The following is a 9,708-nucleotide window of genomic DNA, read 5'->3' as shown; positions in this document are numbered from 1 at the left end:
CCCATTCAGAAGGAAAGCTATCACGGGTATATACTTCTAAAGCAGAATTAAAACAATAGATAGCCCTTTCTAAATTATCAGCTTTACTGCCTTGATTCTTGTCAAGATAAACATTACCTAAACTATTTTGAATTTTAGCCCATTTTTGAGAAAAATTTTGCTCAGAATAAACATTCAAAACCTGTTGATAAATTGTTTCTGCTTCCTCATATTTCTTTAATTTCTTATATACATAACCCAAGGTCTCAAGAGTGGCTACTTTTGTCGGTTCTAATGATGTTATTTGATTACTTAAATTCCAAGCTTCTAGCAAAGATTCTTCCGCTTTTTGTAACTCTCCTCTACGGTAATAAGCAACCCCTAATTGCTGTAAAGTTGTTATCATCATAGATATATTTTTTTCTGCTGAATACTCTGCAAATAATCTAGTTAATAGATCAATTCTTGCTTGAGTTTCTGATACTCCATCTCGTTCAAGAACCCGAGCAAAATTCACAAATTGACGATCAATATTTTTTTCTTCTGGTAGAGATTCAAACTTAAAAATACCTGATTTCCAAGCCCAAAAATCAGGGGCAAATCTAGCAAATCTAGTAATAGTATCTTTGGGTAAACAAAATAATATGGGATAAGGAACATCATAAGTAAAAGCGTCTCTAACAAAATTGAGATTTTGTAAAATAGGGGGATAATCCTTAAATCCGATAGAATTTTCTAATCCTTTGATAATTAACACTGGCTTTTTATCTTCTAAAGGGGGATTTTTAGATAAATAGTTTAAAATTTCATCTAATAAAAAACGCACCTGAGAATCATCTATATTTAAAACAATAAATTGTATATTTTGACATTGAGAATTATTCATTAAACTCTCAACTATCCAGTTAGCTTCCTCATTGCGGTTAACTTCAATAAAGCCAATAGTTAATCCTTCGGCAAAATCAATAAAAGTTAGTAACTCAGCTAATCTCTGCTGATTTTTTACTAAAAATAAACGATGATTATAAATAGAGAAAGATTTAGTTTCTAACATTTTTTAATACCTTTTTAAAAGCTTGAATAGATTCAACAACTGGATTGATATAGTTCCATCTATCATTACCATTATATTCTAAGGCAGAAGTATTAAATAACATAAGTTGTCCAATTTGATTGTTATTAATTTCCTTGTTTAAATAGACATTTACTAAATGACTATAATGCTCATCAGGAATGACTCTTTCAAAATCAAACTGTACTTGTTTAATGGCAGTTTGTACGTCTTCACTATCAATTTTAGAGCCGCCTTTTGCATTTGCTGAAGTAATAGCAGTTCTCATCATTTGCATCAGTTGTCTAACATGACCGCCACTAGCTTTAGCTAAACTTAATAAATCATCGTAATTAGCAAAAACATCCTGAACATTAACCCTAACTTCAATTAATTTAGCAACAGCTTTTAAGGCTTCTTCTTGATAGTCTAAATCGGGCTTATTTCTTTGTAAATTGTAGATATTGATCATCGGGACAATATTAGAGTTATCGAAAAAATTATTGACTTTTTTAGCTGAATAGATTGTAGAAATTGGCACAGTATAAATAATATTGCATCCCAAGGCTTGTAACTGTGCTGCATAATCGAAAAATAAATGATCGCCTACTTCTGGTGTTACTCGATCTAAATTGTCGAATATTACTAAAAATCCTTGATATTGAGGAAATTTTTGCTGTAATTTTCTAAACCCATCATCTAGTAAAAAATTTACATCAGCTTGTAAGCGAGAAATATCTTGTTCCAAGGTTTGACGAATTGTTTTTTTACGTTTATCAGACCCTTTAATTTGTGCTAATAATTTCACTAATAATTTAGCTACAAAAGGAATAGGAAAGGGAGAGGAACTAACATCTAAAGTTCCCGACATACTCACAGACTTCTCAACGGTTTCCTCTGTTTCTTCTGTGATATCTTTAAACCAAGCTTCAAAATTACTCAGAAGTTCATCATCAAACTTAATTCCTCGTTGTCTGAGTTCATATTCAATTTGCTTAATTAATACTAAATATAAGTCTATATAACGCGCATCTTCAATGTCAATTTCCCGATCAGCTTCTAAATAAACAATAAAATATTTTTCTTGCCATCTTTCCTGAATTCGCCTTAATTCTGTGCTTTTTCCACAGCCACGATGACCTGTAAATAAAATTGTTGTAAATTTTTCAGGTTCTTGAAATTCAAGAATTGTATCAACTTGACCTATAGCTTTGGTATTGCGAACTTTTGATAAATCAACATAATATCGTTTCATAGCTTCACCCCTTAGAGGATCAAGATTACAAACTCGGTAAGCTTCTTTGAGATTTTTGGCAAGATTAGTTTTGGTCATAGTCATTGAACAATATTATCTGAATAATCATAATTAATTATATTATAGCTTTTCAAAAAATACAATCTCCCTAAATCCAGTATCAGGGGGAACGCATCTTATTTTTGAAAGGTAGGCTGGATAAGGGTTTTCGAGATCATGGTTGATTTTTTCTGAAACGCTGAAAGTCTTATTAGATAAGGAATCTAGAATTTAGATGCGTTTGCCCTAAATCCAGTATTGACCAGTCGAAGGGTGAGAAACTGCCTCAACTGTTGCGCCATATTCCGTAACCAAGCAACAGGATTATGATTTCCTTGTTCTTCTAACCATGTTGCATAGTTTTCCATCACCTGCAAAAAATCGGGATCAATAAATTCCTGATTTGCTTGCAGAATATTATTGAGTTCCTCATCATCAGCACAAGCGAGCAACTGTTCAATTAAATTAACATAAGCTTGGGCGCGTTGTTCATTCATTGTCTGTACTGTGATTAGAATGATTGAATGAGGGACTATGATGTTTTTTAGCGGATGACTCTATGATAGGATGAGTCCCCTTGATATAGGGCGATTATGACACAGAATACTATAGAGGATATTAACTATAAACGCTCAAACTCATCAACCCTTAATCCCGCTTGCCTTAAAATACTGGCAATTGTACCGATTGTTACCTCCTTATAACAGGGAACAATCGTTGTCATTTTTCCTTCGGGAGTATCCTTGGCAAACTTAACATGACTCCCCTTTTGACTAATAACTTCAAACCCTGCCGCTTCCAACTTGCGTTTAATCTCACGATAAGATAAAGGCTTAAGCGGCATTGATTTCTACCTCTATCTTCTGTAATCGGGGAATAACTGTTGCACAAGGCGGTTCAAAATGTAATTCTAAAGCCTCTTGCAGATTGTTTAACGCCTCGGTTTCTGTTTCCCCTTGACTAGCAACATCAACCTCTAAACATTGGGCAACAAACCAATTATCTTCTTGAAAAATTATCGCTGTAAGTACCTGTCTCATTTTCACTTTCCTGATTGAGCTTTCCATGATTATAGGTCAGGCTAGAATGACAGTCAATTAAATAATCATATATAGCGGTTCTCGCATCTGTGCGGCACAGTTAAACCTTTGCTGATTAAGCTGTTCAGGATCAGGAATGTACCTCGTATGAATCAGAAACGCTATAGATCATGCTTTAGACTTCTACATAACAAGATTCTATACTTTATATCCCGTAACCAAGCAACAGGAGTATTATTTCTTTGTTCTTCTAACCCTGTTGCATAGTCTTCCATCATTGTCTGTACTGTGATTGATGTGATTATGTGATGGACTGTGATTTTTTTTGAGAGAGACCAACCTTATGATTTAAAGTGATACAATAAATATTCGTGATTGTCAAGGGGGGTCGCTGCCAAATTTGTTTGATATATTCCAAGTTTCTGCCTTAGAACATATCAAACAAATTACTTTTCTGCACAAATAACTGTCATTACAGCAACTTCTTTGTCCAATTGATCTCCTATTTCATCTTCAACAACGTCCAGATCGTAATCCATTTGTAATCCCAGCCAAAATCGCGGTGACATATCAAAATAACGAGCTAACCGAAGAGCTATATCCGCTGTGATAGGCTGCTTTCCGTGAACGATTTCGTTAATACATTGTTCAGGAACTCCAAGAGCCAGAGCTATTTGATTCTGACTAAGGTTCATTGGCTTGATAAATTCCTCTAAAAGAACCTCACCGGGATGAATTGGCATTAGTTTATCTTCATTCATTATTTTACCTCAATGATAATCAACGATTTCTACGTCTAGAGCATCACCGTTTTGCCAGACAAAGCAAATTCGCCATTGATCGTTAACCCGAATGCTATATTGACCTTCCCTGTCACCAACCAGACGTTCCAATCGATTTGCTGGTGGGACACGAAGATCTTGCAGGGTTTCCGCACGATTAAGCATCCGCAATTTTCGCAATGCCACTTGTTGGATATCTAATGGCAATTTACGCGAATGTTTACGTTCAAAAACTTTTTGAGCTTCTTTATCTTTAAAGTTTTGGATCACTCTCTAAACAATTTCTTATCCTACTTTTAAGTATATGACGTAAGGATGATCCGATGGCAGAACTGGTTGGGGAACAGGCCAGACAGTGACTTCTGCGAATGCGTCTGGGGCCAAGATGACGCGACGACAAATGAGCGCGGTAGCCTTCATGTTGGATATACTAACAACACCTTAGCCTATTGTCAATGTCCCCAACAGTTAAAAACACCTCATATTCTTCTATATTTCTCGCTTGAGGATTGAGATATTGCCCAAAGTGTTGTGTTAAATCAATCTGCATGGTTATTGTATCCTTATTATTTTAACCCCGTTGCATAGTTTTCCATCATCTGCAAAAATTGAGGGTCAATCAATTCCATATTAGCTTGCAGAATATTAGTTCGCTCCTCATCATCAGCAGAAGTGAGCAACTGTTCTATTAAATTAACATAAGCTTGGGTGCGTTGTTCATTCATTGTCTGTACTGTGATTGATGTGATTATGTGATGAACTGTGATGTTTTTTCGATATACCAACCCTATAATATAATATAATAAACACTCATGATTGTCAAAGATAACCTAATCATAGTCGATCATTCAATCATTCTAATCATAGTTTAGACATTATTAAGGAGAAGGACTATGGACATCACCATTCATCTTAGCCAAGAACAAAGGGAAAAACTCGCCTACATCCAACAACATAGCGATCAGGATATCACTACCCTGCTCAATCAAGTTATTGAGCAACAATATACCAAACTACACCCGCGTAACTCAGATCCCCTTAAAGTGCTGAAAGAAAGCGGTTTTATTGGGTGTGGACAAGGTGCGCCCGATCTTTCTACTAATTATAAAACTATCCTGAAGGAAGAATGGTCAGCCAAACATGATTATAGTTGATACAGGCTTCTGGTTGGCCCTCGCCAATGAGCAAGATAATCATCATCAACAAGCACAGCTTGTAATTCAAAGATTGCGAGAACCCCTAATAACAACCTGGTGTGTTGTCACCGAAACTTGTTGCCTTTTGCTAACTCGTCTCGGTAATCATGCTCAACTGCTATTTATTCAAAATTTCTTAGCAGGTGGTTTTGAAGTATTTGAATTACAATCAAATCATGTTAGACGAATGGAACAACTTATGAAACGTTATGAAGATATACCAATGGATCTAGCTGATGCTTCATTAGTAGTATTAGCTGAAAACTTAGGACACGGGAGAATTTTAACGTCAGATCGCCGCGATTTTTCAATCTATCGCTGGCAGGATAACCATACTTTTCAAAATTTATTCTTAGAATATCCTTAATACTTGGGAATCAAATGAATAGGATTTTTGTGATTGTGGGATTGTCTAAAAACAACCCAATCATAGTCGCTCATTCAATCATTATAATCATAGTTTAGACATTGGATTGTCTAAAAACAACCCAATCACAGTCCATCATTCAATCATTATAATCATAGTTTAGACGGTATTGCAATTAAGGATTACCCGAAATAACAAACCTACCCACTGCCACTAAAAACCCTCCTACCGCCGTAATTAAAATACCGATCAATGTCCAAATCTGAGCCTGTTGTGAACTTTTAATCGCATTAACATCTTGCTTCAGGTTATCGATTTCCACCTTTAATACCTGTCTTTCCCCCTTAGCTTCTGTTAACTCAATTTTGATGTCTGTAACATCTTTTTGTAAATTCTCTAATTTGTGATTAATTTGAGCTAAAATTTCCCCTAGGTTTTGTTCAATTATTACTGACATTTATATTTTTCCTCATAATCAAAAAGCTCCCCCCATCATTCACCCTAAAACTCAAAATTGTTAAGCCAGTTTTTGGATAGCAAAGAATAATAAATTTTATCCTTTTCACCAAACATTTTGGGGGCTACGGTTCCAAAATTCGGGCTAGTCAAAGACTAAACCCGAACTTGACCGAGTTTTTTAATCCTCTAAACTAATCTTGACCGGATTAACTTTCCAAATCTCTTGACAATACTCCCAGATTGTGCGATCGCTAGAGAATTTAGCCATGCGAACCGAGTTAAGAATCGACATCCGCGTCCACTTGTCCCGATCGCGATAAGCTTCACTTACCTGTTCCTGACAATCAGAGTAGGATTGATAATCAGCTAAAAGCATATACTGGTCATCGTAGAGGAGAGAATCAACGATCGGCCTGAATAATTCTGGGTCACCATGGCTAAAATAACCACTCTTAATTCGATCGATCACTCCCTTCAATTCGCGATTATTTTTGTAATAGCTCATCGGTTCATAACCGTGGGCTTTCTTAGCATAAACTTCTTCTGCTGTCAAGCCAAAAAGAAAGAAATTTTCTGCCCCTGCTTCCTCGCGAATTTCGATATTAGCGCCGTCCAAAGTCCCAATGGTGAGGGAGCCATTCATGGCAAACTTCATATTACCGGTTCCAGAAGCTTCCTTACCCGCCGTAGAAATCTGTTCGGAAAGATCCGCCGCTGGATAGATGCGTTGACCCAAAGAAACGTTAAAGTTAGGCAGGAAAACCACTTTTAAACGACCTCTGACATCAGGATCCTTATTCACAATTTCAGCCACAGCATTAGTTAACTTAATAATTAACTTCGCCATAAAGTAACCGGGGGCTGCCTTACCACCAAAGATAAAAGTGCGCGGCACAATATCGATCTGAGGGTTCTGTTTAATGCGATTATAAAGGGCGATAATGTGCAGAACTGCCAGATGTTGGCGTTTGTATTCGTGAATCCGTTTTACCTGCACATCGAAAATCGAATTAACATCCACCTCGATATTGCGGGTTTTCAGCATATAAGCCGCTAAATCGGCCTTATTCGCCTGTTTAATTTCATACCAACGCTGACGGAATTCGGGATCATCAAGGTATTGTTCCAGTTTTCGCAATTCCTTCAGGTCTTTTAACCAATCATCGCCGATTTTTTCGGTAAATAGTGCCGATAATTGGGGATTGCTCAATAAAATCCACCGGCGCGGGGTGACACCATTGGTTTTATTGTAGAATTTTTCCGGCCAGAGCATAGCAAACTCTTTCAGGGTGTCTTTTTGCAGTAACTCGGTGTGTAAGGCAGCGACTCCGTTAATTGAGTGACTACCCACACAGGCTAAATTAGCCATGCGAATTTGTTTATTACCCCAACCAGCTTCTTCAACTATCGACAATTTGCCCAATAATTCCTCGTTATCGGGAAACCAAGTCCGCACATCGTCGAGGAAAAAGTGATTGATCAGGTAGATAATTTCTAGATGTCGGGGCAGCAGTTTCCCGATCAGATCCGCCGACCAACGTTCTAGGGCTTCCGGCAATAGGGTATGATTGGTATAAGCGAAGGTTTTTTGGGTAATTGTCCAAGCTTTTGACCATTCTAAGCCGTTTTCATCCACTAACAAACGCATTAACTCGGCGATCGCAATGGCGGGGTGAGTATCGTTCAGTTGAATAGCGGCGGTTTCGTGGAAGTTTTGCAGATTTTTGTGGCTTTTTAGGTGAATGCGAATTAAATCTTGCAGGGAAGCGGCCACAAAAAAGTATTGTTGGGCCAGACGTAATTCGCGACCGGCGGGGGTGTTATCGTTGGGATAAAGGACTTTAGAAATGGTTTCCGCGTCCATTTTTTCAGCCACGGATTGATCGTATAACCCGGCGTTAAAAGCCTCAAAATTAAACGATTCACTCGCTTCTGCTTTCCAGAGACGCAAAGCGTTCACCGTGTTGGTTTTGTAACCCGGGACGGGGGTATCGTGGGGAATGGCTAAAACCCGACGTTCCGGCAGCCATTGTACCCGTTCCTGTCCCTTATCATCGTGATAGATTTCCGTCCGGCCCCCCAGTTTTACTTCCACACTTTCATCGGGACGAGGTAATTCCCAAGGATTGCCGAAGCGTAGCCAGTTATCGGGGATTTCCACCTGCCAACCGTTTTGGATCATTTGATGGAAAATGCCAAATTCGTAGCGGATACCGTAACCGATGGCGGGAATTTCCAGGGAAGCCAGAGAATCGAGGAAACAAGCCGCTAAACGCCCTAAACCGCCGTTTCCCAGGCCGGGATCTGGTTCCTGTTCGATAATTTCCTCAAAATCAAGACCTAATTCCTCGATCGTGTCTTTCATTAGGTCATAAATACCCAAATTAGCCAGATTATTACCTAAATACCGCCCCATGAGAAATTCGGCCGAGAAATAGCAGACGAGTTTAACTTTTTCTTGTTTGTAGGTGTCGGTGGATTTCAGAAAACGACGCAGCAGGCGATCGCGAACGGTGTAGGCAAGGGCGACATAGTAATTGTAGGGACTAGCATTAGTGCGGTTAACCCCTTGCAAATAAAATAGATTGTCCAGAAAAGCCCGTTTTAGGGTTTCGGGACTCATGCCCGTGCGATCATCTTCAACTAAAGTGGGGCATTGAAGTGCTTCAGGCCCATCAGCTAGGGTATAGGTTGTCTCCATGGGTTTTTGTTGTCCATATATTCGGGAGTTGATCGCCGATCAGACCTGATGACGATATCCTTTATAGTTTACTTGTTACCTTTTGGAGAGACTCAGACATTTAGATTTCTATTGGTTTTGAGGGGAGCAGCGATCGCAATTGCCGACAAAAAAAGGGTGAACCCTGTCCACCCTCCCACAATTATTCACAAAAAAAGCTTAATAGCGTTTTTTTCTGTCACCACCACCACCATTGAAGGGCGCACGCTCTTCACGATCGCGGGCCTCGTTAACTTTAATTGATCGCCCCATCCATTCAGCACCATCCAGTGCGGCAATCGCAGCGCCTTCCTGGCCTTTATTTTCCATTTCCACGAAGGCGAAACCGCGTTTGCGCTGTGTCTCTTTGTCAACGGGAATATGAACCCTTTTAACCTTGCCGTACTCTGCAAAGACCTCGACCAGATCCTCTTGGGAAATGTCGTAAGAGAGATTACCAACAAAAATAGACATAATACTTGAATCCTCGATCAATACTCGAAACGGTGTGGAGACACAAAATTCAGGGAGAAGCCGAACAATACTAAAGTAAAAGACTTACCGGATTAATACTGGAAACGAACTTGAACACTAATCTTGACTCTTGCCTCGATCATAACACAGAAAGAGTCGATCGCCGATCAGAATCTGATGGCGATATCCCTTATAGTTTACTTGGGGTTTGCTGAATAAATCTAAAAACCTTGTTAGATAAGGTTTTTAGACTTTTTTTACCTCAAAAAGTTCTGACCCTTGGAGTGATCGGGGGTAAAATTCAGGTACTTTTTCCCTGAAAATTAGGTAACTGACCCCCTGAAAAT

13 protein-coding genes are annotated in these 9,708 nt (G+C 38.6%); 2 read left to right on the top strand and 11 right to left on the bottom strand.

All coding sequences use genetic code 11. From position 1 onward, the window contains the following. The 8 genes from IQ242_RS09035 to IQ242_RS09000 all read right to left on the bottom strand — a co-directional run. Positions 1 to 1,033 (bottom strand): tetratricopeptide repeat protein (locus IQ242_RS09035; protein WP_193959737.1); only part of this gene is annotated, 1,033 nt, incomplete at its 3' end. Then, positions 1,020 to 2,369 (bottom strand): AAA family ATPase, encoded by a 1,350-nt coding sequence (locus IQ242_RS09030; RefSeq protein ID WP_193959736.1) that lies wholly within the window; start codon positions 2,367 to 2,369, stop codon positions 1,020 to 1,022. The genes IQ242_RS09035 and IQ242_RS09030, both read right to left, overlap by 14 nt. A gap of 179 nt (positions 2,370 to 2,548) precedes the next feature. Further along, positions 2,549 to 2,821: a hypothetical protein gene (locus IQ242_RS09025; RefSeq protein ID WP_193959735.1), complete on the bottom strand. Its 273-nt coding sequence runs from the start codon at positions 2,819 to 2,821 to the stop codon at positions 2,549 to 2,551. Between the two features lie 125 nt (positions 2,822 to 2,946). Next, positions 2,947 to 3,168 carry a type II toxin-antitoxin system HicA family toxin gene (locus tag IQ242_RS09020; RefSeq protein WP_193959734.1) on the bottom strand — a complete coding sequence of 74 codons (222 nt, stop codon included), beginning with the start codon at positions 3,166 to 3,168 and terminating at the stop codon, positions 2,947 to 2,949. Beyond that, positions 3,158 to 3,364: a type II toxin-antitoxin system HicB family antitoxin gene (locus IQ242_RS09015; RefSeq protein WP_193959733.1), complete on the bottom strand. Its 207-nt coding sequence runs from the start codon at positions 3,362 to 3,364 to the stop codon at positions 3,158 to 3,160. The genes IQ242_RS09020 and IQ242_RS09015 overlap by 11 nt, the downstream gene beginning before the upstream one ends. A 446-nt stretch (positions 3,365 to 3,810) precedes the next feature. Beyond that, complete coding sequence (locus tag IQ242_RS09010) at positions 3,811 to 4,125, bottom strand: HigA family addiction module antitoxin (protein ID WP_036399402.1); 315 nt, start codon at positions 4,123 to 4,125, stop codon at positions 3,811 to 3,813. A 9-nt stretch (positions 4,126 to 4,134) separates the two neighbouring features. After that, positions 4,135 to 4,416 (bottom strand): type II toxin-antitoxin system RelE/ParE family toxin, encoded by a 282-nt coding sequence (locus tag IQ242_RS09005; RefSeq protein ID WP_002740810.1) that lies wholly within the window; start codon positions 4,414 to 4,416, stop codon positions 4,135 to 4,137. Between the two features lie 296 nt (positions 4,417 to 4,712). Continuing rightward, a complete protein-coding gene (locus IQ242_RS09000; RefSeq protein ID WP_193959732.1) occupies positions 4,713 to 4,871 on the bottom strand; it encodes a hypothetical protein in 159 nt (52 codons plus the stop codon). 168 nt (positions 4,872 to 5,039) lie between these two features. On the opposite strand from IQ242_RS09000, the gene IQ242_RS08995 reads away from it, so the two are divergent. Both IQ242_RS08995 and IQ242_RS08990 read left to right on the top strand, forming a co-directional pair. Then, on the top strand, positions 5,040 to 5,300 hold the full coding sequence (locus tag IQ242_RS08995; RefSeq protein WP_193959731.1) for a hypothetical protein: 261 nt from the start codon (positions 5,040 to 5,042) through the stop codon (positions 5,298 to 5,300). After that, a complete protein-coding gene (locus IQ242_RS08990) occupies positions 5,287 to 5,709 on the top strand; it encodes a type II toxin-antitoxin system VapC family toxin (protein WP_193959730.1) in 423 nt (140 codons plus the stop codon). The genes IQ242_RS08995 and IQ242_RS08990 overlap by 14 nt, the downstream gene beginning before the upstream one ends. A 175-nt stretch (positions 5,710 to 5,884) precedes the next feature. On the opposite strand, the gene IQ242_RS08985 is transcribed toward IQ242_RS08990, so the two are convergent. From IQ242_RS08985 to IQ242_RS08975, 3 genes are all read right to left on the bottom strand, one after another. Next, positions 5,885 to 6,166 (bottom strand): hemolysin XhlA family protein, encoded by a 282-nt coding sequence (locus IQ242_RS08985; protein WP_002786273.1) that lies wholly within the window; start codon positions 6,164 to 6,166, stop codon positions 5,885 to 5,887. Positions 6,167 to 6,346: 180 nt separating this feature from the next. Further along, on the bottom strand, positions 6,347 to 8,869 hold the full coding sequence (locus IQ242_RS08980; RefSeq protein ID WP_193959729.1) for a glycogen/starch/alpha-glucan phosphorylase: 2,523 nt from the start codon (positions 8,867 to 8,869) through the stop codon (positions 6,347 to 6,349). A 198-nt stretch (positions 8,870 to 9,067) separates the two neighbouring features. After that, positions 9,068 to 9,361 (bottom strand): RNA-binding protein, encoded by a 294-nt coding sequence (locus IQ242_RS08975; protein WP_002766404.1) that lies wholly within the window; start codon positions 9,359 to 9,361, stop codon positions 9,068 to 9,070. Positions 9,362 to 9,708 lie beyond the last annotated feature (347 nt).

This window comes from Microcystis sp. LEGE 08355 (assembly GCF_015207185.1).
GTDB classification, from domain to species: Bacteria; Cyanobacteriota; Cyanobacteriia; order Cyanobacteriales; family Microcystaceae; genus Microcystis; species Microcystis panniformis.
Note: the sequence above shows the minus strand (reverse complement) of the source record. Positions and strands in the feature narration are given on the sequence as shown.

What these genes read in the sequence shown, in the direction of transcription:
- IQ242_RS08995 (WP_193959731.1), top strand. Translation starts at nt 5,040, where the DNA reads ATGGACATCACCATTCATCTTAGCCAAGAACAAAGGGAAAAACTCGCC.
- IQ242_RS09020 (WP_193959734.1), bottom strand. Translation starts at nt 3,168, where the DNA reads ATGCCGCTTAAGCCTTTATCTTATCGTGAGATTAAACGCAAGTTGGAA.
- IQ242_RS09030 (WP_193959736.1), bottom strand. Translation starts at nt 2,369, where the DNA reads ATGACTATGACCAAAACTAATCTTGCCAAAAATCTCAAAGAAGCTTAC.
- IQ242_RS08975 (WP_002766404.1), bottom strand. Translation starts at nt 9,361, where the DNA reads ATGTCTATTTTTGTTGGTAATCTCTCTTACGACATTTCCCAAGAGGAT.
- IQ242_RS09000 (WP_193959732.1), bottom strand. Translation starts at nt 4,871, where the DNA reads ATGAATGAACAACGCACCCAAGCTTATGTTAATTTAATAGAACAGTTG.
- IQ242_RS09010 (WP_036399402.1), bottom strand. Translation starts at nt 4,125, where the DNA reads ATGAATGAAGATAAACTAATGCCAATTCATCCCGGTGAGGTTCTTTTA.
- IQ242_RS08980 (WP_193959729.1), bottom strand. Translation starts at nt 8,869, where the DNA reads ATGGAGACAACCTATACCCTAGCTGATGGGCCTGAAGCACTTCAATGC.
- IQ242_RS09025 (WP_193959735.1), bottom strand. Translation starts at nt 2,821, where the DNA reads ATGAATGAACAACGCGCCCAAGCTTATGTTAATTTAATTGAACAGTTG.
- IQ242_RS08990 (WP_193959730.1), top strand. Translation starts at nt 5,287, where the DNA reads ATGATTATAGTTGATACAGGCTTCTGGTTGGCCCTCGCCAATGAGCAA.
- IQ242_RS08985 (WP_002786273.1), bottom strand. Translation starts at nt 6,166, where the DNA reads ATGTCAGTAATAATTGAACAAAACCTAGGGGAAATTTTAGCTCAAATT.
- IQ242_RS09015 (WP_193959733.1), bottom strand. Translation starts at nt 3,364, where the DNA reads ATGAGACAGGTACTTACAGCGATAATTTTTCAAGAAGATAATTGGTTT.